24 protein-coding genes are annotated in these 24638 nt (G+C 67.1%); 17 read left to right on the plus strand and 7 right to left on the minus strand.

The genetic code is table 11. The features are described 5' to 3' along the window. Positions 1-94: 94 nt before the first annotated feature. Positions 95-889: an N-acetylmuramoyl-L-alanine amidase gene (locus NK214_RS13000; protein ID WP_253314703.1), complete on the plus strand. Its 795-nt coding sequence runs from the start codon at positions 95-97 to the stop codon at positions 887-889. A gap of 77 nt (positions 890-966) precedes the next feature. On the opposite strand, the gene NK214_RS13005 is transcribed toward NK214_RS13000, so the two are convergent. Beyond that, on the minus strand, positions 967-1722 hold the full coding sequence (locus NK214_RS13005) for a glycoside hydrolase family 16 protein (RefSeq protein ID WP_253314704.1): 756 nt from the start codon (positions 1720-1722) through the stop codon (positions 967-969). Between the two features lie 231 nt (positions 1723-1953). Then, a complete protein-coding gene (locus NK214_RS13010) occupies positions 1954-2148 on the minus strand; it encodes a hypothetical protein (protein WP_253314705.1) in 195 nt (64 codons plus the stop codon). A 109-nt stretch (positions 2149-2257) separates the two neighbouring features. Between NK214_RS13010 and NK214_RS13015 the strand changes: the two genes are divergently transcribed. The 15 genes from NK214_RS13015 (at position 2258) to NK214_RS13085 (ending at position 16985) form a co-directional block, all read left to right on the plus strand. Next, entirely contained in the window at positions 2258-2698 is a 441-nt protein-coding gene (locus NK214_RS13015; RefSeq protein WP_253314706.1) for a MauE/DoxX family redox-associated membrane protein, read from the plus strand. Positions 2699-2762: 64 nt separating this feature from the next. Beyond that, complete coding sequence (locus NK214_RS13020; protein ID WP_019104277.1) at positions 2763-3194, plus strand: carboxymuconolactone decarboxylase family protein; 432 nt, start codon at positions 2763-2765, stop codon at positions 3192-3194. A gap of 111 nt (positions 3195-3305) precedes the next feature. Continuing rightward, positions 3306-5048 (plus strand): class I adenylate-forming enzyme family protein, encoded by a 1743-nt coding sequence (locus NK214_RS13025; protein WP_253314707.1) that lies wholly within the window; start codon positions 3306-3308, stop codon positions 5046-5048. A 3-nt stretch (positions 5049-5051) separates the two neighbouring features. Continuing rightward, positions 5052-6014, plus strand: coding sequence for a 1,2-phenylacetyl-CoA epoxidase subunit PaaA (paaA, locus tag NK214_RS13030; RefSeq protein ID WP_107801430.1), 963 nt, complete (start codon positions 5052-5054; stop codon positions 6012-6014). Continuing rightward, the gene (gene paaB, locus NK214_RS13035; protein WP_019104274.1) at positions 6007-6288 is read left to right on the plus strand and encodes a 1,2-phenylacetyl-CoA epoxidase subunit PaaB; all 282 of its coding nucleotides are present in this window, start codon (positions 6007-6009) and stop codon (positions 6286-6288) included. Before paaA ends, paaB begins: the two co-directional genes overlap by 8 nt. Then, the gene (gene paaC, locus NK214_RS13040) at positions 6285-7055 is read left to right on the plus strand and encodes a 1,2-phenylacetyl-CoA epoxidase subunit PaaC (RefSeq protein WP_253314708.1); all 771 of its coding nucleotides are present in this window, start codon (positions 6285-6287) and stop codon (positions 7053-7055) included. The genes paaB and paaC overlap by 4 nt, the downstream gene beginning before the upstream one ends. Beyond that, on the plus strand, positions 7052-7573 hold the full coding sequence (paaD, locus tag NK214_RS13045; RefSeq protein WP_227106221.1) for a 1,2-phenylacetyl-CoA epoxidase subunit PaaD: 522 nt from the start codon (positions 7052-7054) through the stop codon (positions 7571-7573). Before paaC ends, paaD begins: the two co-directional genes overlap by 4 nt. 10 nt (positions 7574-7583) lie before the next feature. Continuing rightward, the gene (locus tag NK214_RS13050) at positions 7584-8651 is read left to right on the plus strand and encodes a 2Fe-2S iron-sulfur cluster-binding protein (RefSeq protein WP_253314709.1); all 1068 of its coding nucleotides are present in this window, start codon (positions 7584-7586) and stop codon (positions 8649-8651) included. Between the two features lie 22 nt (positions 8652-8673). Beyond that, positions 8674-9855: an MFS transporter gene (locus NK214_RS13055; protein ID WP_253314710.1), complete on the plus strand. Its 1182-nt coding sequence runs from the start codon at positions 8674-8676 to the stop codon at positions 9853-9855. Positions 9856-9931: 76 nt separating this feature from the next. Then, complete coding sequence (locus NK214_RS13060) at positions 9932-11131, plus strand: iron-containing redox enzyme family protein (RefSeq protein WP_253314711.1); 1200 nt, start codon at positions 9932-9934, stop codon at positions 11129-11131. Between the two features lie 113 nt (positions 11132-11244). Further along, positions 11245-14010, plus strand: coding sequence for a 3-deoxy-7-phosphoheptulonate synthase (locus tag NK214_RS13065; RefSeq protein ID WP_199225967.1), 2766 nt, complete (start codon positions 11245-11247; stop codon positions 14008-14010). Continuing rightward, positions 14004-15521, plus strand: coding sequence for an anthranilate synthase component I family protein (locus tag NK214_RS13070; protein ID WP_227106227.1), 1518 nt, complete (start codon positions 14004-14006; stop codon positions 15519-15521). The genes NK214_RS13065 and NK214_RS13070 overlap by 7 nt, the downstream gene beginning before the upstream one ends. Beyond that, positions 15512-16120, plus strand: a complete 609-nt coding sequence (locus NK214_RS13075) for an aminodeoxychorismate/anthranilate synthase component II (protein WP_253314712.1) — start codon at positions 15512-15514, stop codon at positions 16118-16120. Before NK214_RS13070 ends, NK214_RS13075 begins: the two co-directional genes overlap by 10 nt. Before the next feature lie 47 nt (positions 16121-16167). After that, positions 16168-16596, plus strand: coding sequence for a thioesterase family protein (locus NK214_RS13080; RefSeq protein ID WP_253314713.1), 429 nt, complete (start codon positions 16168-16170; stop codon positions 16594-16596). Continuing rightward, entirely contained in the window at positions 16593-16985 is a 393-nt protein-coding gene (locus NK214_RS13085; protein WP_081549478.1) for a RidA family protein, read from the plus strand. Before NK214_RS13080 ends, NK214_RS13085 begins: the two co-directional genes overlap by 4 nt. A 110-nt stretch (positions 16986-17095) precedes the next feature. Here the strand turns inward: NK214_RS13085 and NK214_RS13090 are convergent, their stop codons facing one another. Continuing rightward, the gene (locus tag NK214_RS13090) at positions 17096-18553 is read right to left on the minus strand and encodes a PLP-dependent aminotransferase family protein (RefSeq protein WP_199225968.1); all 1458 of its coding nucleotides are present in this window, start codon (positions 18551-18553) and stop codon (positions 17096-17098) included. A 272-nt stretch (positions 18554-18825) separates the two neighbouring features. Between NK214_RS13090 and NK214_RS13095 the strand changes: the two genes are divergently transcribed. Further along, positions 18826-19446, plus strand: a complete 621-nt coding sequence (locus tag NK214_RS13095; protein WP_253314717.1) for a VTT domain-containing protein — start codon at positions 18826-18828, stop codon at positions 19444-19446. 9 nt (positions 19447-19455) lie between these two features. Here the strand turns inward: NK214_RS13095 and NK214_RS13100 are convergent, their stop codons facing one another. The 4 genes from NK214_RS13100 to NK214_RS13115 all read right to left on the minus strand — a co-directional run. After that, a complete protein-coding gene (locus NK214_RS13100) occupies positions 19456-19653 on the minus strand; it encodes a hypothetical protein (protein WP_235085217.1) in 198 nt (65 codons plus the stop codon). Positions 19654-19674: 21 nt separating this feature from the next. Continuing rightward, positions 19675-23142, minus strand: coding sequence for a hypothetical protein (locus tag NK214_RS13105; RefSeq protein ID WP_253314714.1), 3468 nt, complete (start codon positions 23140-23142; stop codon positions 19675-19677). A gap of 226 nt (positions 23143-23368) precedes the next feature. After that, positions 23369-24118, minus strand: coding sequence for a thiol:disulfide interchange protein DsbG (gene dsbG / locus NK214_RS13110; RefSeq protein WP_253314715.1), 750 nt, complete (start codon positions 24116-24118; stop codon positions 23369-23371). A gap of 2 nt (positions 24119-24120) precedes the next feature. Continuing rightward, on the minus strand, positions 24121-24638 hold a 518-nt coding region (locus NK214_RS13115), incomplete at its 5' end, for a TlpA family protein disulfide reductase (RefSeq protein ID WP_371926241.1).

Consider the following 24638-nt stretch of genomic DNA (forward strand, 5'->3'; position numbering starts at 1 on the left):
CCCGCCGAACCCCTTCGGCCGGGGGGACTCAGACTCTATGTGCCGGCTGTCTGGCTGGCCGCATCCCTTCCCATTCCCCTCCTGGAGATTCTTCATGACGCCCATCCTGTTCAATACCTATCGCTCGGTCCAAGGCTTCAACAAACGCGTCCGTTTCCTGATCCTGCATTACACCGCGCTGGACTTCGCCGGCTCCATCAAGGCGCTGACCGGCTCCGGCCAGGTGAGCGCGCATTATCTGGCGCCGGACCCTTGCGACCCCAGCTATCAGCAGGCCGGCTTCAAGCAGATGAATCTGTTCAATCTGGTGGACGAGAACGACCGTGCCTGGCATGCCGGCGCCAGTGCCTGGGATGGCCGCAGCAATCTGAACGATTCATCCATCGGCGTGGAAATCGTCAATCTGGCGCGGGAGGACAAGGGCGGCATGGTGTTTCCGCCCTATCACCCGGAGCAGGTGGAGGCGGTGACGGAATTGGCGCGGAACATTCTGGCGCGCTATCCGGACATCAGCCCGGTGAACGTGCTGGGCCATTCCGACATCGCCGTGGGCCGCAAGAGCGATCCGGGGCCGATGTTCCCGTGGCGGGAGCTGCACCAGGCCGGGGTGGGCGCGTGGCCGGAGGCGGAGACGCAGCGCAAATACGCGCGGCAGTTCCAGCAGCAGGGCTTGCCTAGCCGGGAGAAGATGCTGGAGGCGTTCAAGCATTACGGCTACGACGCGGCGGCGGCGGGCGGCGACGCCGGTTTCGCCGCCCTGGTGCGCGCCTTCCAGATGCATTTCCGCGCCAGCGATTACCGCGGGGTGATGGACGTGGAGACGGCGGCCATTTTGTTCGCCTTGCTGGAGCGTTATTGGCCTAAGCGTTTGGCCATGATCAAGCTTTAACGAATCTTGTATTCAGTGAGAAACCCGGCCGCCTGGCCGGGTTTTGTCGTTTTCGCCGCGAAAATGCCGCTGCGTGCTTATTTGGCGGCGGCCGGGATGAAGGAGAACTCCTTAATCACGATCTCCACTTCCTTGCCGTCCTTGGGCGGCCGTCCCTGGAACAGCCATAGATTGATGTGGGGCGGCAGCGGCTGCTGCGGCACCAGGCGCGTGGGGTCCGCCGGGGCGAAGTTCCAGCGCGCCATTTCATACAGGTCGCCGTCCTGGTGGCCGTGCAGCGATTGGTAGAGCACCCGGCTGGCGTTCCAGTTGAAGCGGTGGGTGCTGTAGTCGCCGTTGAGATTCGGTTCGAAGGCGTAGGAGGTGGGCTTGGGGCCGGGCACGGCCGGGTAGACGGTGTAGTTGCCCATCGGGTTTTGCCGGTTGCCCCAGCGGGCGAATTCGATGTCGATTTCATTGCTGGCGTCCGGGCCCACGTCCGGCGTCGGGTAGTTGAACAGGCCCAGCACGATGTTGTCGTCGAACAGGTCCGGCCGGCCTATCAGCTTGAACTGGTAGCGGCCAAAGCCCAGCCGCTGCGGCAGGTAGACTTCGGCGCTGCTCCACTTGCCGCCGCGTTGGGCGATCTTCAGGTGGAGCCGGCCTTGGGCGTCCACCCAGGCGTTGTTTTCGTCCCAGTCGTTGGGGCCGGGGCCGCTTTGGATCTGGTTGCGGACTTCCCAGACGTAGCCGGAGAAATTCAGGGTTTTGGCCTGGGCGGCGCCGGCCAGGGTCAGGCCGGCGGCGATGAGGGGGAGCAGGAAGCGGCGCATGGTGTGTGCCTTTAGATCCACGAACAAAACCCCTGATCCCGCGTCCGCCTTTTGGTCGTACGACGGGTGCTGTAGCTTCGCAGAAACTTCGTTTTCTGCGTCGGCGCGTCTTGGCTCAGCTTCTCCGCGAGGTGTTGTCGGCGGCTCTTCGTTGTGGATAAGCCTGTCATTTAAGCGCGGCGGGGGCGGCGGGTAAAGGGTGTTTTTGCCGAGCCAGGCTGTCCGTCCGGACAGGCTGCGGCGCGGATGGAGTCATGCCCGCCGGGCGGCGACGGGGTCATGTCCCCGCGGCGCGGGCGTCGGCGCGGCGCCGTTCCGCGCGATCTGGTCTCTATTGAATCTACTTTTCTTTTCAATGCTTTGCGCGGTTTGCCGCTTGGCGATCCGCGCGCTGTCTTTCCAGTTTCCAAATTCCGTCATGCGCTTTGTCATGGTCGGAAAATTCATTCTTGTCCCTTATGCGTATCGAGTATGTCTATTACAGTGCAATCCATATTGCATAACTTGGCGGCGCGCCGTCGCGAGTTGGCATCCATATCGATTGGGAGGTTTAGGCATGCAAAAGGAAAGCGCCTGGAAGGTGGTGTTGCTGTTGGCCCGGTTCGCGTTGGCGGCGGCGTTCTTGTCGGCGGTGGCGGATCGTTTCGGCTTCTGGGGCCATATGGGTGAACTGGGGGTGTCCTGGGGAACGATGGAAAACTTCTATCGCCATGTGGCCAAGCTGTGCCCGTGGGCGCCGGCCGGTCTGATTCCGGTGCTGGCCTGGGCGGTGAACGCGCTGGAGGCGGTGCTGGGCGTGACCCTGCTGCTGGGCGTGCAGTTGCGCGCCTCCGCCTGGATCAGCGCGGCGCTGCTGCTGGTGTTCGCCTTGAGCATGGCCGCGTTCCAGAGCCTGAAGCTGTCGCTGAATTTCAGCGTGCTCACCTGCGCCGCCTGCGCCGCGCTGGTGTACCTGGCCAGTTCGCTGGAAGCGGCGCCGGGCGCGCGCCGCGTCTGAAGTTTCCGGGCGCGGCCGGGCCGCGCCCGCTTCCTGTCCTTATCCAAATTTAGGAGTGTTGATCATGAGTAGCTTGCGTCTTGCTTATTACGAATTGTCCCCGGAACTGCTGCAGGGCTTCCGCCTGGTGAAGCAGGGCCTGGAAAAGAGCGTGCTGGGCCTGCCGCTGATCGAGCTGATCTATCTGCGCGTGTCCCAGATCAACGGTTGTTCCTTCTGCCTGAACATGCACACCAAGGCCCTGCGCGAGCGCGAGGAAAGCGACCGCCGTCTGGCGGAACTGGCCGGCTGGCGCGTCAGCGCCCAGTTCAGCGAGCGCGAGAAGGCCGCGCTGGAATGGGCGGAGGCGCTGACTTATGTGGTGGACAGCCACGCCGACGACGCCGCCTATCTGCCGCTGAAAGCGCATTTCAGCGACCAGGAGATTTCCGATCTGACCTTCGCCATCGCGCTGATGAACGGCATGAACCGGCTCGCCGTCGGCATGCGTCAGTAAGCGCCTGACCAGGGGTCCGCTCGCGAGAGCGCGAGCGGGCTCGCAGACAGTCCACCCACCCGCCTGGCCGCAAGCGGCGGGCTAAACCAACGCCAGCAGACACACACCGACATGGACCACCTGATTAAAAAGCAAGCCTGGGACGCGCTGTTCAACGATCCGGAACTGGGCGCCGGCAATTTCCTGTTCAAGGCCCACGCCGCCTACGGCGGCAGCCGGGAAGACTATCTGTTCCTGGAAAAGCCTTTTATCGGCCCGCGCGGCAACGCCTATCAGTCCTTTTCCCTGGACAGCCTGTTCCATCTGGTGAGCGATCTGGCGGCCTGGTACCGCCAGCAGGGCATCCAGGCGGGGCGGCATGTCTGCTTGTTCCTGGGCGACGGCATTCCGTCCTTCCTGCACTTCCTGGCGCTGGGCAGCCTGGGCTGCGTGCCGGTGCTGATCAACGGCCATCTGCGTGCGGACATCGCGGCGCTGTACGCGCAGCGCAACCGCTTCGACGTGTTCGTCTACGACAAGGAAACCGACGCGCGTTGGGACCTGGCCGGCGCGCTGCGCGGCCTCACCGCGCTGGACGCGGGCTTCAACGCCGGCGCGGCGGTGGCGCTGGCGCCGCTGCCGGCCTCCGGCTGGCCGGCAGAGGTGAAGGACGAGGACATCGTGATGGTGTGCCACAGCTCCGGCACCACGGGCATTCCCAAGGCGGTCTTGTTTGGCCACGCGCAGTTCTTCAACGGCAAGCGCGAGCGCCTGCGCGGCTTTGTCGAGCAAGACGAGGACAAGCTGGCCACGGCGATGCCGCCCACCCACGCGGCCGGCGTCAGCTATCTGATGACGGCCACCATGCTGCAATTGCCGGCGTTGGCGCTGGCGACGCAAACCGGCCAGGTGGCGGCCAATCTGATCGCCAGCTTCCAGCCCACCATCGTCACCGCGTTTTCGCAGACTTACGCCTCCTTCGCGGAACTGAACCTGCCGGACGGCTATTTCGACTCGGTGCGCCGTTATTACAACACCGGCGACACCGCGCACGAGGCGCATATCCGCCAACTGCTGCGCCTGGCGCCGCGGGGCCGCTTCACCGATATGTTCGGCGCGTCCGAGCTGGGCATGTCGCAGTTCTTCAAGGTGTCCACGCCGGAACAGGTGGCCAGCAAGCGCACCGTGGGCGCGGCGGCGTCCTACGCGCGCTGCGATGTGCTCACCCCGCAGGGCGAGTTGCTGCCGGACGGCCAGCCGGGCTATATCGGCGTGCGTTCCCCCACGGTGACGCCGGGCTATTACGGCCAGCCGCATCTGACCGCGCTGACCACGCTGAACGGCTACTGGCTGACCGGCGACATCGGCCTGCGCCTGGACAACGGCGAGTTCGTGCACCTGGACCGCATCGTGGACGCGGTGCCGACGCCGCTGGGCGAGCCGGCCTACACCTTGCTGCTGGAAGAGCATTTGCTGAGTCATGCGGATCTGTTCGACGTCAGCGTGATCGGCGTTTCGCGCGGGCCGACGCGCGAAGAGGCGGTGCTGGTGCTGGCGCGCGGCAAGGCCGGCGCGGCGCTGGACGCGGACGAGGTGCTGCGCCAGGCGCTGGACTGCTTCCCGTTCAAGGGCCGCGGCGCGCTGCCGGACTACACCGTGTGCGTGGGCGTGCTCGGCGACGATTACGCGCTGCCGGTGGGCTCCACCGGCAAGGTGCTCAAGCGCGTGGCGCGCGAGCAGTTCTGGAGCTGGCAGCGCGATTACGACGACGGCCTGCGCGAGGTGTTCAGCGCGCTGCGCTGGAACCAGTCCCTGGACCGCCAGCCGGAGGCGGCGGCGGAGCCGCAAAGCCTGCTGGATTACCTGAGAGGCTGACCGATGGCGACGACGGAGCACCTGGAAGCGCTGGAGCAGGCGTTTCAACAGCGGATAGACGGCGGCGAAAAGATCGAGCCGCAGGACTGGATGCCGGAGGCCTACCGCCGCACCTTGCAGCGGCAGATGGCGCAGCACGCCCATTCCGAATACGTGGGCATGTTGCCGGAGGGCGCCTGGATCACCCGCGCGCCCAGCCTCAGCCGCAAATGCATCCTGCTGGCCAAGGTGCAGGACGAGGCCGGCCACGCCCAGTATCTGTACAGCGCGCTGGAGAGCCTGGGCCTGAGCCGGGAGCAGGCTTACGGGCAGCTGCTGGCCGGCGAGGCCAAGTACCTGAATATTTTCAATTATCCGGCCTTGAGCTGGGCGGACGTCGGCATGATCGGCTGGCTGACCGACGGCGCCGCCATCGTCAACCAAGTGCCCTTGTCGCGCTGTTCCTACGGCCCGTACGCCCGCGCCATGGTGCGCATCTGCCAGGAGGAGAGCTTCCACCACCGCCAGGGTTTCGATCTGGTGCGGCGGCTGGCGGAGGGCACGCCGGCGCAACGGCGGATGGCGCAGGACGCGCTCAACCGCTGGTGGTGGCCGACGGTGATGGTGTTCGGCCCGCCGGACGAGGATTCGGTGCACTCGCAACGCTCGATGCGCTGGGGCGTCAAGCTGTATTCCAACGACACCCTGCGCCAGAAGTTCGTCGATCAGACCGTGCCGCAAGTGCTGCACCTGGGCCTGACGGTGCCGGACCCGGATCTGCGTTTCAACCCGGACACCGGGCATTACGAGATCGGCCGCATCGACTGGGATGAATTCAACCGGGTGATCCGGGGCCAGGGCCTGTGCAACCGCGAGCGTCTCGCCAGCCGTCGCCGGTCCTGGGACGAGGGCGCCTGGGTGCGAGAAGCCGCCGCCTGCCACGCCGCCAAGCTGGCGGCGGGGCCGCAAGGAGAACGAGATGCATGAGTGGAAGCTGTGGGAAGTGTTCGCGCGCAGCCAGAACGGCGTGGCGCACCGCCACGTGGGCAGCGTGCAGGCCAGCGACGCGGCGATGGCGCTGCAGCACGCGCGCGATGTGTTCACCCGCCGCGGCGAGTTCGTCAGCCTGTGGCTGGTGGCCGCCGAAGACCTGGTGAGCAGCGGCGAGGTGGAGCGCGCGCCGTGGTTCGAGACCGCGGCGGACAAGGGCTTCCGCCACGCCACCTATTACGAGGTGCCAGAGGGAGTGCAACACCTGTGACCCTGCATCCGGAATTGAAAAACCTGCGCGCGGAATACCTGCTGCGCCTGGGCGACAACGCGCTGATCCTGTCGCAGCGCTTGTGCGAATGGTGCGGCCACGCGCCGACGCTGGAAGAAGACCTGGCGCTGAGCAATGTGGCGCTGGACCTGCTGGGCCAGGCGCGGCTGTGGCTGGACGCCGCCGGCCGCGGGCTGACGCCGGCGCAGAGCGAGGACGATCTGGCCTATGGCCGCGACGCCCAGGCCTTCCGCAACGTGTTGCTGGCGGAGCTGACCCGCGGCAATTTCGCCGACACCCAGATGCGCCAGTTCCTGTTCGACAGCTGGCATTGCCTGCTGCTGCGCGAGCTGTCGGATTCGGCGGACGCGGAAGTGGCCGCCATCGCCGCCAAGGCGTTGAAAGAGGCCACTTACCATCTGCGCCGCAGCAGCGGCTGGGTGGTGAGGCTGGGCGACGGCAGTCGGCAAAGCCGCGAATTCTGCCGGCTGGCGCTGGAGCGCTGCTGGCATTACGTGGGCGAATTGTTCGAGATGGACGAACTGGAGCAGGCGATGCTGGCCCAGGGCGTGGGTTGCGACCTGGCCGCGCTGTACCCGGAATGGCTGGCCTACGTCAACGAAGTGCTGGCCGCGGCCACGCTGGAGCCGCCGCGCGCGGCGCCGGCGGTCAGCGGCGGCAAGCGCGGCGCGCACGGCGAGGCGCTGGTGGCCCTGCTGATGGAGATGCAGTTCCTGACCCGCGCCCATCCGGGAGCCGGCTGGTGAGCCGGGTGCACGGCCTGGAGGTGCAAAGCGGCACCGAGCGCGTCTGGGAGTGGCTGGCCGGCATTCCGGACCCGGAGATGCCCTATGTCTCCATCGTGGACCTGGGCATCGTGCGCGACGTGCGCTGGGAGGACGACGCGCTGCGCGTGGTGGTGACGCCCACCTATAGCGGCTGCCCGGCCAAGGCGCAGATAGACAGCAATATCCGCCAGACCCTGCAAGACCGGGGCGTGGAGGCGGTGCGGCTGGAAACGCGGCTGCATCCGGCCTGGAGCACGGACTGGCTCAGCGAAAGCGGCCGGTCCAAGCTGCGCGCCGCCGGCATCGCCCCGCCCTTGCCGGCGGAGCCGGGCTGGCAGCGCTTGAGCTTTGTCGCCGTCGCCGCGCCGCGGGTGCCCTGTCCGCGCTGCGGTTCCGACGCCACCCGCCCGCAGGGCGAATTCGGCGGCACCGCCTGCAAATCGCTGTACCAGTGCGAGGCCTGCCGCAATCCGTTCGAGCACTTCAAGAGTTTATGAGGAAGCCGTCATGCCGCAGTTTTACCCTTTGCAGCTGACCGAGATCCAGCGCGACACGCCGGACAGTCTGCTGTTGACGCTGGAGCCGTCGGAAGAACACCGCGACCGCTTCCGCCACGAGCCGGGCCAGCATCTGACCCTGCGCGCCTGGCTGGACGGCGAGGAAGTGCGCCGCAGTTATTCGCTGTGCAACGCGCCGGACGCGCCCAAGCTGCAGCTGGCGATCAAGCGGGTGGCCGGCGGCCGCTTCTCGCAATGGGCGCACGATAGTTTGGGGCCGGGCGCGATGCTGGAGGCCTTGCCGCCGTCCGGCCGCTTCGGCCTGCCGGCGGCGCCGGAAACGGCCCGCCATTACGCCGGTTTCGCCGCCGGCAGCGGCATCACCCCGGTCTTGTCCATCTTGCAGGCCACCTTGCTGCGCGAGCCGCTCAGCCGCTTCACCCTGGTCTATTGCAACCGCAACCTGGCCTCGCTGCAGTTCCGCGAAACGCTGGCGACGCTGAAGGACCGCTACCCGGCGCGTCTGTCCCTGATCTATCTGTTCAGCGCGGAAGAGCAGGACATCGAGCTGTTCAACGGCCGGCTGGACCGCGAGCGCTGCCTGGCGCTGCTGCGCGGCTGCCTGCCGGCAGCCTCCATCGACCACGCCTACGTCTGCGGCCCGGCCGGCATGATGGCGGCGGTGAGCCAGGCGCTGAGCGACAGCGGCCTGCCGCCGGAACGCGTCCGCAGCGAACACTACGCCGCGGCCCCGGCCGCCGGTCCGGCCCGCGCCGAGCGCGCGTTGGCGGACAGCCCGGAGCGGGTGCGGGTGACGGTGAGGATGGACGGCATGCAGCGCCAGGTGGAACTGGGCGCGCCGGTGGACAACCTGCTGGACGCCTTGCTGCAAGCCGGCGTCACGCCGCGCTACTCCTGCAAGGCCGGCGTTTGCGCCACCTGCCGCTGCCAGGTGCTGGCCGGCGAAGTGGACATGGAGGCGCCGCACGCATTGGCGCCCGAGGAGGTGGCCGCCGGCTATGTGCTCAGCTGCCGCAGCCGCCCGCTGACTTCAACACTGGCGCTGTCATTCGACTGATCCGCGCCTAAGGACACACATCATGACCTCTCAAAACGCCCTGTCCCGCTGGGCGCTGACCCTCTATTGCCTGGCCACCGGGTTTTCCGTGGCGGCGGTGGTCTACCACCAATCGATGACGCAGCTGATCGCCGTCTCCTTCGGCCTGTCCGCGGACTCGCTGTGGGGGCTGTCGGTGGCCACGCAGTTCGGCTACGGCGCCGGCCTGATCCTGGGCTTGCCGCTGGGCGACATGATCGCGCCGCGCCGGCTGATCCCCGCCACCATGCTGGCGCTGGGCGCGGTGCTGCTGCTGGTGGGCATCGCCCCGTCGCCGTGGCTGATGGTGCTGCTGTGCGGCCTGGCCGGCCTGCTGTCCATCGCAGGCCAGCTGTTGCTGGCCTACAGCGCCAAGGCGCTGGCGGCGGAGCAGCGCGGGCGGGTGGTGGGCAGCCTGCTCACTTCCTTGTTCGCCGGCCTGCTGCTGGCGCGGGTGCTGGCCGGCTGGGGCGGCGAGCACATCGGCTGGCGCGGCATCTATCTGACGGTGGGCGCCCTGACCTTCGTCATCGGCCTGGCGCTGCGCGGCTGCATCGGCGAGGTGCCGCTGGCCGGCCAGCTGCGCTACGGCCGCATGCTGAGCCAGCAGGGCGCGCTGTGGCTGAAGCTGCCGGAGCTGCGCCGGCTGGCGCTGGTGGCCGCCTGCTTCTTCGCCGCCTCCAACGGCATCTGGGCCAATCTGTCCTCGCTGACCCACGCCACCCTGAACTGGAACGCGGGCCAGACCGGCCTGCTGGCCTTCACCTCCATCGCCGCGCTGCGCGCGCCGTGGCTGGCGCAATGGCTGCAGCGCCGGCTGGACTGGCACGGCGTGATCGCGCTGCTGGGCGTCGGCATCGCCGCCACCTCGCTGGCCGGCGTCTGGCTGGGCAGCCAGGTGCTGATGATCGTGGCCTTCCTGATGGTGACCGATCTGGGCGTGCGTTCGGTGCAGACCATCGCCCAGGGCCGGGTGCTGGGCATAGACCCCGCCGCCGCCTCGCGGCTGAACAGCCTGTTCATGACGGTTTTCTTCTTCGGCGCCGCGCTCGGTTCCTGGTTGGGCGGCGTCGCCATCCACCGGCTGGGCTGGGCCGGCATGTATCTGTTCCCGGCCGGCTGCGCCGCCGCCGGGCTGCTGTTCCTGAGCTGGCGCAACCCGGCGCTGCGCTTTGCCCGGGCCTGATTTCGCAACACCGCAACACCTGGACGCCGCGGCGCTTTCCGCGCCGCGAACCGCACACTTCGATTGGGAGATGGACATGGAAGCATTGTTGGAAAAAAGCGGCAGCAAGACCCCGTTGATCGCAGGCATGAGCCTGATCTGGGCCGATTGGCTGAAAGAAGAAGACCTGCAGGGCCTGGTGGAACACCCGCTGCTGCAAGCGCTGGAACGCAATGAGGCCAGCCTGGCCGTCGTGCGCACCCTGCTGGTTCAGCACAGCCATTACTCGCGCCACTTCACCCGCTATCTGTGCGCGCTGATGGGCCAGCTGAGCGACCCGGCCGACGTGATGGCGCTGATGGAAAACATGCGCGAGGAGATGGGCGTGGACGGCGGCAGCGCCATCACCCACGCGGAAATGTTCCAGCGCACCTTGCGCGTGGTGGGCGCTGCGCCGGCCTCGCACGCGCCGCTGCCGCAGACCCTGGCGATGGTGGACACCATGATGGGCCATTGCCAGTCCTCGGACGCGCTGGCCGGCCTGGCCGCGATGTGCCTGGGCGCGGAAGCCATCGTGCCGCTGATCTACCGCCCCATCCTGCAAGCGCTGCAACACCACGGCTTCGGCGAGGACGCCACCGAGTTCTTCAGCCTGCACATCGAGGAAGACGAAGACCACGCGCTGACCATGCTGGCCATCATGCAGCGCCTGACCCTGGACCAGGACGCGCGCCGCGAGCAGGCCATCGCCGTGGGCCGCGAGCTGATCGCCCGCCGCGTGGCGATGTTCGACGCCATCTGGGCGCATTGCCAGGCGCTGCCGGCCGCCGCGCCCGCCGCGGCTCCGGCCGGCCATTTCTCCTCCGCCGATTTCTGGCGCGTGCCCAGCCAGTTGCAGGCCCAGCTGCCGGCGCGGCTGAGCCACGAGCAGGTGATGGCGGCCAGCCAGGGCGGCGACCAGGCCTTCTCCTCCGAGCGCAAGCACAAGGTGCACATCGTCGATCTGCCCAGCCGCACCATCAGCCTGACCATAGGCCGGCTGGAAGAGGGCGAGTCCACTCGCCTGCACCGTCACAACTACGAGACGGTGATCTACGTCACCCAGGGCCAGGGCTATTCCCGCATCGGCGACCGCCAGGTGCCGTGGCGCGCCGGCGACGCCATCTACGTGCCGGTCTGGGCCGAGCATCAGCACGTCAACACCGGCGCGGAGGAGTGCGTCTACCTGGCCTGCGAGAACGCGCCCTTGTTGCAGAACCTGGGCGGCATCGCGCTGCGCGAGGAACTGAGCGCCTGAAGCCCGGCCGCGTCTCCCGCCCCCCGGGCGGCGCGGCCCGCCAGCCTTGCCCGGCGCAAGCGGCTCTTGCCGGGCGGGCTTTTCCCAATCAGCACCCGATAAACGAGATCACGATGCTGACACTATCCAAAGCCTGGAGCCCAAGCAGCTGGCAGGCGAAACCGCACACACAAATGCCCGATTACGACGACGGCGCCGCGCTGCATGCCGTGCTGTCGCGTCTGAGCGCCTATCCCAATCTGGTGCCCTCCGCCGAAATCCGCCGGCTGCGCGCCGCGCTGGCCGGCGTGGCGCGGGGAGAGGGCTTCGTCATCCAGGCCGGAGACTGCGCCGAGCGCTTCGCCGGCCTGCGGCCGGACGTGCTGGGCGGCCACTACCGCCTGCTGGAACGCATGGCCGCGGACCTGGGCCAGGCGCTGCAACGCCCGGTGCTGCGCATCGGCCGCATCGCCGGCCAGTACGCCAAGCCGCGCAGCCAGCCGCAGGAAGCGCTGGGCGGATTGAGCCTGCCCAGCTATCGCGGCGACATCATCAACGGCGTGGAATTCGCCGCCGCCGCGCGCGCCCACGACCCGCAGCGGCTGGAATCCGCCTATTTCCACGCCGCCGCCAGCCTCAACTACCTGCGCGGCCTGGACCGCGAGGCCGCGCCGCGCGACAGCGGCTACTACGTCAGCCACGAAGCACTGCTGCTGCCTTATGAACAGGCCCAGCTGCAGCAGGACGAGCGCGGCGACTGGTATTGCGGCTCCGGCCACTTCCTGTGGGTGGGCGAACGCACCCGCCAGCTGGACGGCGCGCATCTGGAATTCCTGCGCGGCGTGAACAATCCCGTCGGCGTCAAAGTGGGCCCCGGCATGGAGCGCGAGGAGCTGCTGCGCCTGATCGACGCGCTGAACCCGGACAACGAGGCCGGCCGGCTGACCCTGATCACCCGCTTCGGCGCGGCGCAGATCCAGCGCCTGCCGGCGCTGCTGGACGCGGTGCGCGCGGAAGGCCGCCAAGTGCTGTGGCTGTGCGACCCGATGCACGGCAACGGCGTGCAGGCGGCCAACGGCGTGAAGACCCGGCGCTATGAAGACATCCTGGCCGAGGTGGAGGCCTTCCTCGCCGCCCACCGCGAATGCGGCAGCCACGCCGGCGGCGTGCACCTGGAATTGAGCGCCCTGGACGTGACCGAATGCCTGGGCGGACCGGAGGCGCTGGCCGAGGAAGACCTGGGCCGCGCCTACCACAGCAGCTGCGACCCGCGGCTCAATCCGCGCCAGGCGCTGGCGCTGACAGACCGCTTGATCGCCGCGCTGACCCAGCCCTCCGGCGCGGCGGCGCGGCCGGCGCAGGACGTCGCCGCGCCGGAACCGCTGATCAATCTGGCCGAGCGCCTGGCCGCCAGCCGGCCGGACAGCGACCGGCTCTGCTTCGTCGGCCCCGGCTTCAGCCTCAGCTACCGCCAGCTCAACCGCGCGCTGCGCCGTCAGGCCGCTTGGCTGCAAACCGAAGGCGTGGCCGCCGGCGAGCGCGTGCTGATCGCGCTGGACGACGGCCCGGAGCTGGCTGTGGCCTTTTACGCCGCGCTGGCGGTGGGCGCGCTGCCGGTGGTGGCCAATCCGCGGCTGGACGCCGCCTCGCTCCACCATCTGCTGGCCGACGCCGCTCCGGCGCTGTGCCTGGGCCAGTCCTCGCAGATCGCGGTGTGGCCGGCCGCGGCCAAGCTGCGGCTGCTGGACGCCGGCGCTCATCTGGAATGGCTGGCCGGCGACAGCCCCGACGACGATTGGGACGATTTCGCGCGCCAGCCGGAAGACGCGCCGGCGCTGATCCAATACACCTCCGGCAGCACCGGCCAGGCCAAGGGCGTGGTGCACAGCGCCCGCTCCATGCTGGCGGTGTGCTCGCACTTCGCCGCCGGCCAGCTGCGGCTGGGCGCGGACGACGTGTTGTACTCGGTGCCCAAATCCTTCTTTGGCTACGGCATGGGCAACAGCTTGTTCTTCCCGCTGTATCTGGGCGCTTGCGGCGTGCTGGACGGCGCCTGGCCGTCGGCCGAACGCGTGGCCGGCGTGTTGCGCCAGTTCCGTCCCACCGTATTGTTCGCCGTGCCCACCCTGTACCGGCTGCTGCTGGAACACGGCCTGGAGCCGTCCGACGTGGCGATCCGGCTGGCCTTCTCCGCCGGCGCCCCGCTGTCCGCGCCTTTGGCGCGGCGCTGGCGTCAGCGTTTCGGCTTCGATCTGCACGACGGCATCGGCGCCACCGAAATGTGCCATGTGTTCGCCACCAGCTATCCGGACGCGCTGCGCGCCGGCAGCGTCGGCCGCATGTTGCCGGGCTGGGAGGCGCGCATCGTCGACGCCGACGGCCGGGACGCGCCGGCCGGCGAATGCGGGGTGCTGCTGGTCAAGGCGCCCAGCCGCGCGCTGGGCTACTGGCGGCGTCCGCAGGAAGAGCAAGAGCGCTTCCAGGACGGCTGGTATCGCACCGGCGACCTGTTCAGCCGCGACGAGCACGGCTATCTGAGCTTCCACGGCCGCGAGGACGACCGCTTCAAGGTGTTCGGCCGCTGGGTGGTGCCGGTGGAAATCGAAAACCTGCTGGCCGCGTTGCTGCCGGAACTGGGCGACGCCTACGTGGTGGCCGCGCCGGACCGCGACGGCGAAGCCCGCCCGGCGCTGATCCTGCGCGCCGGCGACGACAGCGAGGCGCTGGTGCGCCTGGTGCACGCCACGCTGGAAGCTCATCTGGAAAGCTATAAGCGCCCGGCGCTGGTGCTGGCGCTGGAGGAGATTCCGCTGAACAAGAACGGCAAGCCGGACCGGCGCGCGATGGCGCAGCTGGCCGCCCGAGAGCAGGCGGAGCGCAAGGAGGAAAAAGTATGCTGAGCGAAGAGGCGTTTCTGCGTTACGGCGACCACGGCTTCAGCCTGGCGCCGCTGTGGCGGACCCTGCCGCTGCCGGCGGGCGCGGACCCGCTGGCGCTGTACCAGGCGCTGGCCAACCAGGGTCAGGACTATCTGTTTGAAACCGGTCACTGGCGGGACGGCGCGTTTCAGCGCGCCTATTCGGTGATCGGCCTGCCCTGCCGCGAGCGGGTGGAGCTGGACGAGGGCCGGCTGCGCCACTGGCGCGACGGCCAGCTGCTGCGCGAACTGGAGTGCGCGGACCCGCTGGCGGAGCTGGCCAAGCTGCAACAAGGCTGGCGCGCGCCGCACTTCAGCGCCTTGCCGCCGTTTTCCGGCGGCCTGTTCGGCTATTTCGGCTTCGAAACCACTCGCCTGATCGAGCCGCGGCTGCGCCGCCAGCCGCGCAAGCCCTCCGGGCTGGCGCTGCCGGACGCCTTGCAATGGCTGAGCCTGGACTTGCTGGTGTTGGACCACCAGCAGGCCAGCGTCTACTGCATCGTCCACGAAGCCGCCGAGGCGGCCGGCTACGCCCGCGGCCAACAGCGCTTGCTGCGGTTGTGCGAGCAAACCCGCGCGCTGCTGGCGGAGCCGTCCGCGCCGCCGCCGGCTTTCGCCGCGGACGCGACGGCGGACCCCGCCTTGGATTACGCCTTTGCGCGCGAGGACTTCCAGCAGGCGGTGGGCCGGATCAAGGACTACATCGCCGCCGGCGACGTGATGCAGGTGGTGTTGTCCCAACGCATGAGCCAGCCCTTCGCCGCCGACGCGCCCACGCTGTACCGGGCCTTGTCCGGCCTGGGCGAAACCCCCTACCGCTATCTGCTCAATCTGGGCGACGCCCAGATCGTCGGCGCCTCGCCGGAGATGTTGTTCCGTCAGCAAGACGAGCGGATCACCAGCCGGCCCATGGCCGGCACCCGCCGCCGCGGCGCGGACGCGGCGGAAGACCAGGACTTGCGCCGCGAACTGCTGGCCGATCCCAAGGAAATCGCCGAACACATGATGCTGGTGGACCTGGCGCGCAACGATCTGGGCCGGCTGGCCGAGCTGGGCAGCGTGCAAGTGGACGAACTGCTGACCGTGGAGCCCTTCTCCCACGTCATGCACATCGTCTCCACCGTGTCCGGCAAGCTGCCGCAACAGGCGCAGGCGCTGGACGTGCTCAAGAGCACCTTCCCGGCCGGCACCCTCAGCGGCGCGTCCAAGGTGCGGGCGCTGGAAGTGATCGCCGAGCTGGAGCCGCATTCGCGCGGCGTCTACGGCGGTTCCATCGGCTATATCGGCTGGCGCGGCAACGCCGATCAGGCCATCACCATCCGCACCGGCGTGCTGCAAGACGGCCGGCTGCACGTGCAGGCCGGCGCCGGCGTGGTGCAGGACTCGCTGGCCGAGCGCGAATGGCAGGAAACCCTGGAAAAAAGCCGGTTGATGCTGCTGGCGGCCAAGCTGGCCGCGGCGGCGGCGCGGCAAGAGGAGGCGATATGCATTTGATGATCGATAACTACGATTCCTTCACCTACAACGTGGTGCAGTACCTGGGCATGCTGGGCGCGGACATCATGGTGAGGCGCAACGACGAGATCAGCCTGGAGGAGATGGAAGCGCTGCGGCCGCGCTCGCTGATCGTCTCGCCCGGCCCCTGTTCGCCCGCCGAGGCCGGGGTGTCGCTGGCGGCGATCCGCCGCTTCGCCGGCCGCCTGCCCATCCTCGGCGTCTGCCTGGGCCACCAGTGCATCGCCGCTGCCTTCGGCGCGCAAGTGCGCCGCGCCGACGAAGTGCTGCACGGCAAAGTGTCGCGCATCCATCACGACGGCGAGGGCCTGTTCGAAGGCCTGGCCGACGGCCTCAAGGTGGCGCGCTACCACTCGCTGGTGGCGGACGCGCTGCCGGAAGAGCTGGTCGCCACCGCCTGGGCGCTGCGCGCCGACGGCGGCCGGGGCGAGATCATGGCGCTGCGCCACCGCAGCCTGCCCATTCACGGCCTGCAATTCCATCCGGAATCGGTGCTGACCGAACAGGGGCTCAGCATGCTGGGCAATTATCTGCGGCTGGCGGAGCGCGCCGCGCAAGCGGAAACCGAAGCCGTCTGACCCACACAAGGGGCGGCGAGGGCCGCCCACGCCAAGAAAGCGACAAGATGCAAGACCCCCATTTTTCCAAGGCCTACCCGATACGCTTCTCCCACTGCGATCCGGCCGGCATCGTTTACTTCCCGCAATACCTGGTGCTGAGCAACTGGCTGGTGGAAGACTGGTTCACCGAAGGGCTGGGCATCAGCTTCGCCGACTTCATCGGCCCGCGCCGGCTGGGTCTGCCCATCGTCAAGCTGGACTGCGAATTCCTGCGCCCGTCCCGCCAGGGCGACCAACTGACGCTGCAGCTGCGCGTGGCGCGGCTGGGCGGCAGCTCGCTGACCCTGGACATCGAAGGCCACGCCAACGGCGAACTGCGGCTGCGCTGCCGCCAGGTGCTGGTGCACATCTCGCTGGACAGCGGCGCCGCCATCGACGCCCCGGCCGACGTGCGCGCCGCCTTGAGCGGTTTGATGGAGGAGGCGGCGGCATGATGCAAATCCTGCAACCGCCGGAATGGGCGCGCCCGCGCGGCTACGCCAACGGCATCGCCGCGCGCGGCACCCTGGTGTTCACCTCCGGCCAACTGGGCTGGGACGCGGAGGAAAAGCTGGTGGGGCCGGGCTACGCCGAGCAGGCGATCCAGATCCTGAAGAACATCGTGGCGGTCCTGGCCGAGGCCGGCGCGCGGCCGGAGCACCTGGTGCGGCTGACCTGGTATGTGTCCGACCGCGACGCTTATTTCGCCGAGGCCCGGGAAGTGGGCCGCGCCTACCGGGAGCTGATCGGCCATTTCCCGGTGATGAGCGCGTTCCAGGTGGCGTCCTTGATGGTGCCGGGCGCCAAGGTGCAGATCGAGGCGACGGCGGTGATTCCGGATTGAGGCTTGCTGGGCCGGATGGTTTGGCCGGGCGGGGCCCTTGAGCGACGCCCGCCAAGCCCCGCCGTTTTCAACGCCGTATCGACGACGCGCGGCGGATCGTAAACAGGTTCTCAGCCGCCCGACGGCAAGGACCGGCCTTCCAGGCACAGGCGCAGATTCCGCGCCTGTTGCGCGGCCTGCTCCGGCGTGGCCACGTTGGCGAAGCCGAACAACAGCCCCTTGCCGCAATCCGCCTCCAGCGCCCGCGCCGACAGCGCGGCGATGCCGAAGCGCTCGCGCTTGGCGCGCTGCGCCAAGGCGATGTCGTCCTCCGAGCGATCCAGACGCGCCAGCAAATGCAGGCCGCAGGCCGGCACGTCGAAACTCATCCGCTCGCCGAACGCCTGCCGCAGACTGGCGATCACCAGCTCGCGGCGCTGCGCGTAGGCGGAGCGCATCTTGCGCAGATGGCGGATGAAGTGGCCCTCCTGCATGAAATCCACCACCACCCCCTGATTCAACAGCGGGCAGCCGTCGTGCCAGGTATGGCAGGCGGCGTTGAAGCGCGTCAGCAGGGGCTTGGGCACCACCAGATAGGCCAGGCGCAGCGCCGGGCTCAGCACCTTGCTGAAGCTGCCGACGTAGAGCACGTTGTCGTTGGCCCCCAGGCTGGCCAGCGCCGGCTGCGGCCGGCCGTCGTAGCGGTATTCGCTGTCGTAATCGTCTTCGATGATGAAGGCGTTGTTGTGCTCGGCCCAGGCCAGCAGTTCCAGACGCCGCACCAGGGACAGCGACACTCCCAGCGGGCTTTGATGCGCCGGGGTCACCAGCGCGAAACGGGCGTGCGGCGCCCTCTCCTTGGCGACGGCCACCTGCATGCCGTCCCGGTCCACCGGCACCGGAACCAGCTCCGCGCCCATTTCCGCCATCAGGTGGCGGCTGGGCGGGAAGCAGGGATCTTCAATCCACACCTGGTCCAGCGGCCGCAACAAGGTGCGGCCGATCAAATTCAGCGCGCCGCGGTAGCCGGCGGTGATGAAGACCTGTTGCGGCGAGCAGTCCAGCCCGCGCGACAGGTGCAGATAGGCGGCGATGGCCTCGCGCAGCGGCCCGTAGCCGGCGGGTTGCGGGTAGGACAGAAAACGGTTCTGCAGCCGCAGCTGGCGGGTGTTCAGGCTGGCCCACAGCTTGCGCGGGAACAGGTCCAGCGCCGGCAAGCCCAGCTGGTAGGGCAGGGGTTGCCAGTCGGAGGCGGAATCGAATAAGGACAGGCTGGCCGGACGCGGCGCCGGCGCGTCCGCCGGGCGTGGCTGCTGCATGCGCACTTCCGCCAGCCGCGGCGACACCACGGTGCCGGCCTGGCCGCGCGCCTCCAGATAACCTTCGCCTATCAATAATTCGTAAGCCAATTCCACGGTATTGCGCGACACTTGCAGCTCGCCGGCCAGCGCGCGTATGGACGGCACCCGTTGTCCCGGCGTCAGGCTGCCCTGGCTGATGGCCTGGATGAAGCGTTGATACACTTGGCGGTACAGCGGCAGCGCGTCGTCCTGACTGGATAGCTCCGGGGCGGCAAGGCCGGCGCTCACGTCGGCGCTCCCGCGCGCGGACAGGGGGATAAGAAGGGGGCTTGCGGCAACTGAGGCATGGCGGCTTCCTGAAAGCGGTTTAGTTTGAAAGTCGATAGCCGTTGCAGAATCAATTCTGACATTTGCTGTCATCATTAAAAACAAAACAATATGCCTATGTCAAATTAAGATTCCGCGGCCGCGCCCTCAGACCGGGGAAACATCCGCCCGGCGCGGCGGTCAAGCATTAGACGCGACGAATTCATTGAGGCAAGGAGAGCAGTGTGTTGACCATGGGGTTTCTGAGCTGGTTGTTCGGCGATGAGAATCTGATGTCCCTGCTGGCGCAGAACTGGGCGCTGGGGGTGTGGATCGTAGCCGCCATCGTGTTTTGCGAAACCGGCCTGGTGGTCTTGCCCTTCCTGCCCGGCGACGGACTCCTGTTCGCCACCGGCGCCTTGCTGGGCGCGCAGGGCGTGTCGCCGTGGTGGCCGATGGGGCTGATCACGCTGGCGGCCATCCTGGGGGATTTGCTGAATTACAGCATCGGCCGTTCCGCCCTGGGGCAGACGCTGATCCGGCGCGGCTGGGTCAAGCCCCAGCATCTGGCCAAGACCCAGGCTTTTTTCGACCGCTACGGCGCGCCCACCATCACCATCGGCCGTTTCGTGCCCATCGTGCGCACGGTGGCGCCGTTTCTGGCCGGCTTGTCCGGCATGTGTCCGCGCCGTTTCGCCTGCTACAACGTGTTGGGCGCGGTGATCTGGTGCGGCGGGCTGGTGTCCATGGGCTACTGGCTGGGAGCGATTCCGTGGGTGCAGGACAATATGCTGTGGCTGGTGCTGGGCATGGTCGCGCTGCTCTTGCTGCCGCCCTTGTGGCAGTGGCGGCGCAGCCGCCGTCAGGCAGGCTGACAGCCGGTTTCAACGTCCATTTCTATCCATTTCACCGGCGCGCGGCAAGCTGTGAACAGCCTCCGAGAATGTCAGCGCCGCGCCAGGGACAGCGCGCCGGGTTGCCGCAGATGAGACGGTTCGCAAGAGCTGCGCCATGATCGCGGCGCAGCCGGCCTTGACGTCGATCGGCGCGGACTTAAGGCCCGCGCCGCCGGCGATGTTCATGGAGTGATCTTGAGGCTTGCGTCAGAGAATGCGGGGTTTGCCATCGGCCGTTAGCGCTTCCGCCTGGCGGACTCGGGTCGCGCTGGCTGGGCTGGCTTTGGGCACTCTTGGCGCATTTTCCAGAGCATTGTTCACGCGGATTTCTTCATGCTCGTCTTTCAGCATGCCCAGGCGGGCGTGTAGCAAGTTGGTGTCCGCCGGTTCCATCTTGCGATTGAAGTCGCGCACCCATATTTCTTCCGCCCTGGCGCGAGCCGCCGCTTCCACCTGTTGTCTGGCGGCGGCTTCCGCCTGTTGGCGCGCGGCTTGCTCCGCCTGCTGGCGAGCCGCGCTGGCGGCCTGCTCGCGCGCGGCTCGTTCCGCTTGCTCCCGCGCAGCTTGCTCGGCCTGTTTGCGGGCCGCGGATTCAGCGTGTTCACGCGCGCGTCGCTCGGCCTGTTCTTGAGCGGCCTGCTCCGCCTGTTGTTTGGCGACGCGTTCCGCCTCTTGTCGGGCCGAAGTTTCGGCCTGCTTGCGCGCCAGCTCTTCCGCCACGGTCTTGGCCTGCTGTTTGACTTGCTGCTGCGCGGTTTCCGCCACCTGCCGCTCGGCTTCGCTGCCTGCGGCGGATTGAGCCTGCCTCAAGGATGGGATGTCGGCTGCGCTGGCGCCGGCTTCAGGGGCCGCTTGCGCGTGATTGGCGAAACTTTGTCCAATCTGGTTCATCTTTTCACGGAAAAAGCTGTCGCTCATCACATGGTCTACCAGTCGCCGGCTGGCCAGCTCAATGGCTTTGTGCTTGTTTACCTGGCCGCTGAAGTCCTTGGCTTCGTCCACCGCCTTGGCCACGATGCGTTGCGCAGCGTCGGATTGCAGACAGCGTTCCAGCGCGGCTTTCTCCGCGGCGGGGTGCTCCAGGTAGACGCCGCTGGCCAGTAGTTGCTTGGCTAATTGCTCCCTACCGGCGCGTGTCAGAGCGCTGAGCGCGGAATCCAGTTCGCGGCGGTGTTGTCCGCTGATGCGAGAGGCCTCGTTATGCACCGCATCCAGTGCTTTGGCGTTGGCTTTCAATTCTTGCTTCAGTGTTTTTTGGCCTGCTTTGTCCTGTTGGGACTGGAGCTGCGTCAACTGAGCTTGCTTGGCCTCAGTGTTGGCGTTATACCCCTGTGCCAGTTGCCGAGCGTGCCCAAGAGCGATGTTCTGTTTGTCTTGGCTACTTGCGCGCAATTGCCCCGCTTGGCGTTCGAAGTCTGCGTGCAGGGCGGCGGCCAGTTCCAGGTGGATGGGTTTCAATTGATCGCGCATATAGCGAGGCACTTCAAGTCCGTAATGGCTGGCCACTTGCTGCAGCTGCGCCGACCGTTGTTGCTGCTGCTGTTGGAAGGCTTCGCGTTGAGCTTCGGCGGCGGCTTGTCGGCTTGCAAGCGCGAGGCCGCGTTCCTTGATGTTTTCCAATCGATCATTGATGGCGCTCAGGGTGAGCGCTTGGGCGGCCGGCATCTGACCGGCGCGCTCGCGCAGCATCTTGTCCAACTGTTTCTGGATCTTTGCGGTCAGCTTGGCCATGGTGGCGGGGCTGGCCTGGCTGTCTATGGTGTTGAGCAAGGATTTGAGCGCATCCAGCAGCTCCGGGTGAGCCTTTCCGTGCTCCAGCACGGACTGGTAGTAGCCAGTCAGCTTGCCCAGAGTGAGTTTGCCATTGTCGGGAGAGCGCAGCAGCTTGGCGGTTTTCTCGGCCACGGTTTGCCCATGGTCTTGGGCCAAGGCTTGCAGCAGTTGCAGATAGGCTTCGTTGAGTTCGACTCCAAGTTGACGGTCCCAAGCCTGGTTGTAATTCAGGCTGCGAAGCAATTGCTGATTCAATTCGAATTGGCCAAAGCTGTTTTTCCGGCTAATGGCCTCCAGTTGCCGTAATGGCGACTGGGTTTCCGCGTTGGCGATGATCTGTTGCAGTTTCTGGGCGCCGGAGGTTAAGGGGCGGGCCAGTTGCTGGGCGCGCGCTTGCTCGGTATCGCTTTGCTTGGGCGCGTCGGGCTCGAAGCTCATATCGTCCGGCATCAGGCGGTTGGCGCTCAGCACGTCCCGCAGCATGGACTGAAAGCGTTCGTTAATGGCGGGGTCTGCCAGCAACTCGGCGGTTTCCGGGGCGTCCAGCGATTCGAGCATGTGGAAAAAGCTTTTCCATTGCACAACCTTGTCTTGGAAAACGGTAGGTGTATCGAAGCCCCAGTCGCCTTTGCTGTCCTTGCTGAGATTGAGCAGATGATCCGCGCCGAATGCAACCGCTCCATGCTCGGGGTCAAATCCAAGTTGTTGGTGAAAGCGGGAGATGTCGACGAAGACCCCTTCTTTGGCGTCATTGTGTTGTGCTTGCGCAGAGGAGTAGCCAATCGTTTCCAAAGAGCCTGGCTTGGCGTGGGCGAGCAGACTTTGAATAAGTTCGGATTTCCCTTCCTTGGATTTCTTGATGGTTTTTTCAAGGAGCTCGCCGGTTTTTTTGTCGCGAATTTGCAAGGTTTCCACCTGCTCGCGCCTGGCGGTGGTTTTGACTTCGAACTGGTTGAACTCTTTGGTGTCGACATTCATCAGGTGTTGTCCGCTCACCTGTTTTTTTTCAGCGGCGCTTTGCTTGGCGCGCAGCGGCTCGGATTCCGTCTTGCCCAGCTGTTGTTCCAAAAACTGCTTGTCGACCAGAAAGCTGCGAATCAGCGGGCTTTCCGCCCCCGCCATTTTGTACTTCATCAAATAGCCCAAGGCGCGGTGGGGCGTGCCGAAGCCTATCCATAACGCTTTGCCGCTGGCGTTCAGGCTGCCGTCTGGATTTTGGCCGACATCCTTGAAGTTGTCCCCGGTGGATTTGGCGTATACCGCCATATAGGCCCGGACATAGCCCGGATTGGCGGAGTCGTCCAGATTGGCGTAGGCGATGGAGGTATGTCCCACTGCGCTGTTCTTGGCATCCGCGGCTTTGAGCAGCTCGATTTCTTTTTGAGTATCCGCTCGCCAGCGTTGGCTGGCTGAGCCCCCCGCCTGATTGTTGCGTGCCAGCAGTTGCTCCAGCGCTTTGGCTTTCTCTCCGGGGAGTTGGCCGGCGTTTTCATTCATATTCATCATGTAGGCCAGGCCTAGCGACATTTCTGCTTGCTGTATGCCCGTCAGTTTTTCCGCCACGCGGGATGAGTATTGCCGCCATTGGGGTTCGCTCAGTGTTTTGGCGCTCTCCGGCACCGTTTGTCGCAGCACGGGTTGAATAGTTTGTGCCGAGATGCCTCGCAGCCGGCTGGCCAGGGGGCCGCTGGCCACCTGAAGCGGTGTCTGTTGAGAGGCCGTTGCCGTGTTCAGGGAGAAAGAGGTTCGGTTGGCGTGAATGGGGCTGGGCATGGCTTGATCCTTAAATTGGCATGCGGGAGGCAAGACTGAATTGAGGGCAGCGGATTGGCTGAGTGGCAGGCCGGGCGAGGGTGTTGCTATAAGAGCCTGTTTACGGTCTCGCGAGAAAGGGCGAGACAAGGCGAAAACGGCTGAAAAAGCGGAGTGTACATACGGTACATGAGCATTTTGAAGACGTTTTCAACGCCGTATCGCCGATGCGTAGCAGATCGTAAACAGGTTCTAAGCAAGGTGGGGTGTTCGGCTTGGACGGGGCTAGCGCTGTTTGTTGGCGTAAAGATACCCGCCGGCGTTGCCGGCGGGCTTGCAAGTTTTGTTCAATTCAGCGGTGGTGAGAGCGAGGGGTTCAGCGCGGTCCGAGCAGCTGTTGCAGCGCGGCCGCCGCGGGCGCGCCCTGGATTTTTTGCAGCCGGCCCTGGGCGTCGCGGTAGAAGGAGGCAGGGGTGGCGAACACGCCGAAGCGCTCCATCAGCCGCTGGTTGACCGCCAGTTTGGCGCCGACGGCGGCCGGCGGCTTGGCCAGCGGCCGCACCGAATCGCCGGCTTCGTGGCGCGCCAGCGCGGCGGCCGGGTCCGGCGCGGCCAGGAGGGCGGCGGCCTTGGCCGGGCTGTCCTCGGCCAGCAGGCCCACCAGGATGTGGCGGATCTGGACCTTGCCGGCCTGGACCCAGGGCCGGGCGTCCCGCCAGAGCTGCCGGCAATACGGGCAGTTGGGATCGGTGAAGGTGTAGATCACGCGCGGGGCCCCGTCCTTGCCGTCGGCGATCCAGTGGCTGCTTTCCAACTGCCGCCACAGCGCGGCGCCGAACTGCCGGTCCAGCAGCTCGGGCTTCCATTTGTCGCCGCGGGCGTCGGTGACGTTGCCGACGATGGCCTGTCGGCCGTCCGGGGTCAGGTAGACGGCCTGCGGCCGGCCCAGGTAGAGCGCGGCGTAGCCGGTCAGGCCGGACGGGCCGGGAAAGCTGCTCAGGACTTCATAGCCCTGGGCTTCCAGCGCCTGAATGGGCGCCGGCCAGGCTTGGGGCGGCGCGGCGTGGGCGCTCAGGCTCAGCCAGAGCGCCAGCGGCGCCAGGCCGCGGATCAGCGGTGCGTTCATGTTTATTCCTTGGAAGCGGGCGCGCCGCCCAGCAATTGCAGCTTGCTGGCCAGAGTGGCTTCGGACAGTTCGCCCAGATGTATGGTTTGCAATTGGCCGCGGGCGTCGAAAAACAGCGTGGTGGGCAGCGCCGCCGAGCCGTACTCCCGGCCCAGGGCGCCGGCCGGGTCCAGCAGCACATGCCGGAGCCGAAGCGGCTGCTTGTGGAAGAACTCGCGCACCGCGACTTCGTCCTCGCCCTGATTGGCGAAGACGAAGCGCACGTCGGTCCTTTGCCGCTGGGCGTCTTGCAGCAGCGGCATTTCCCGCAGGCAGGGCGGGCACCAGCTGGCCCAGAGATTGAGCACCATGGGCTTGCCGCCGGCCAGCGTCGGCAGCGAGGCCGGGGTGCCGTCCAGTTGCGGCAGCACGCGGGCGGACAGCGAGGCCTTGGTTCGCCCTTCTTGCAGCGCCGCGCCGCCGGCCCAGACCAGCGCGCCGCTCAGGATGGCGACGGCCAGCGGCCGGCGCAGCTCCGGCC

Source organism: Chromobacterium sp. S0633 (assembly GCF_024158805.1).
Lineage (GTDB): Bacteria > Pseudomonadota > Gammaproteobacteria > Burkholderiales > Chromobacteriaceae > Chromobacterium.

Bases quoted from the DNA above. Each gene is read 5' to 3' on its own strand.
- NK214_RS13000 (WP_253314703.1), top strand. From the start codon at position 95: ATGACGCCCATCCTGTTCAATACCTATCGCTCGGTCCAAGGCTTCAAC.
- NK214_RS13010 (WP_253314705.1), bottom strand. From the start codon at position 2,148: ATGAATTTTCCGACCATGACAAAGCGCATGACGGAATTTGGAAACTGG.
- NK214_RS13015 (WP_253314706.1), top strand. From the start codon at position 2,258: ATGCAAAAGGAAAGCGCCTGGAAGGTGGTGTTGCTGTTGGCCCGGTTC.
- NK214_RS13020 (WP_019104277.1), top strand. From the start codon at position 2,763: ATGAGTAGCTTGCGTCTTGCTTATTACGAATTGTCCCCGGAACTGCTG.
- NK214_RS13025 (WP_253314707.1), top strand. From the start codon at position 3,306: ATGGACCACCTGATTAAAAAGCAAGCCTGGGACGCGCTGTTCAACGAT.
- paaA (WP_107801430.1), top strand. From the start codon at position 5,052: ATGGCGACGACGGAGCACCTGGAAGCGCTGGAGCAGGCGTTTCAACAG.
- paaB (WP_019104274.1), top strand. From the start codon at position 6,007: ATGCATGAGTGGAAGCTGTGGGAAGTGTTCGCGCGCAGCCAGAACGGC.
- NK214_RS13050 (WP_253314709.1), top strand. From the start codon at position 7,584: ATGCCGCAGTTTTACCCTTTGCAGCTGACCGAGATCCAGCGCGACACG.
- NK214_RS13055 (WP_253314710.1), top strand. From the start codon at position 8,674: ATGACCTCTCAAAACGCCCTGTCCCGCTGGGCGCTGACCCTCTATTGC.
- NK214_RS13060 (WP_253314711.1), top strand. From the start codon at position 9,932: ATGGAAGCATTGTTGGAAAAAAGCGGCAGCAAGACCCCGTTGATCGCA.
- NK214_RS13065 (WP_199225967.1), top strand. From the start codon at position 11,245: ATGCTGACACTATCCAAAGCCTGGAGCCCAAGCAGCTGGCAGGCGAAA.
- NK214_RS13070 (WP_227106227.1), top strand. From the start codon at position 14,004: ATGCTGAGCGAAGAGGCGTTTCTGCGTTACGGCGACCACGGCTTCAGC.
- NK214_RS13075 (WP_253314712.1), top strand. From the start codon at position 15,512: ATGCATTTGATGATCGATAACTACGATTCCTTCACCTACAACGTGGTG.
- NK214_RS13080 (WP_253314713.1), top strand. From the start codon at position 16,168: ATGCAAGACCCCCATTTTTCCAAGGCCTACCCGATACGCTTCTCCCAC.
- NK214_RS13085 (WP_081549478.1), top strand. From the start codon at position 16,593: ATGATGCAAATCCTGCAACCGCCGGAATGGGCGCGCCCGCGCGGCTAC.
- NK214_RS13095 (WP_253314717.1), top strand. From the start codon at position 18,826: ATGGGGTTTCTGAGCTGGTTGTTCGGCGATGAGAATCTGATGTCCCTG.
- NK214_RS13100 (WP_235085217.1), bottom strand. From the start codon at position 19,653: ATGAACATCGCCGGCGGCGCGGGCCTTAAGTCCGCGCCGATCGACGTC.
- dsbG (WP_253314715.1), bottom strand. From the start codon at position 24,118: ATGAACGCACCGCTGATCCGCGGCCTGGCGCCGCTGGCGCTCTGGCTG.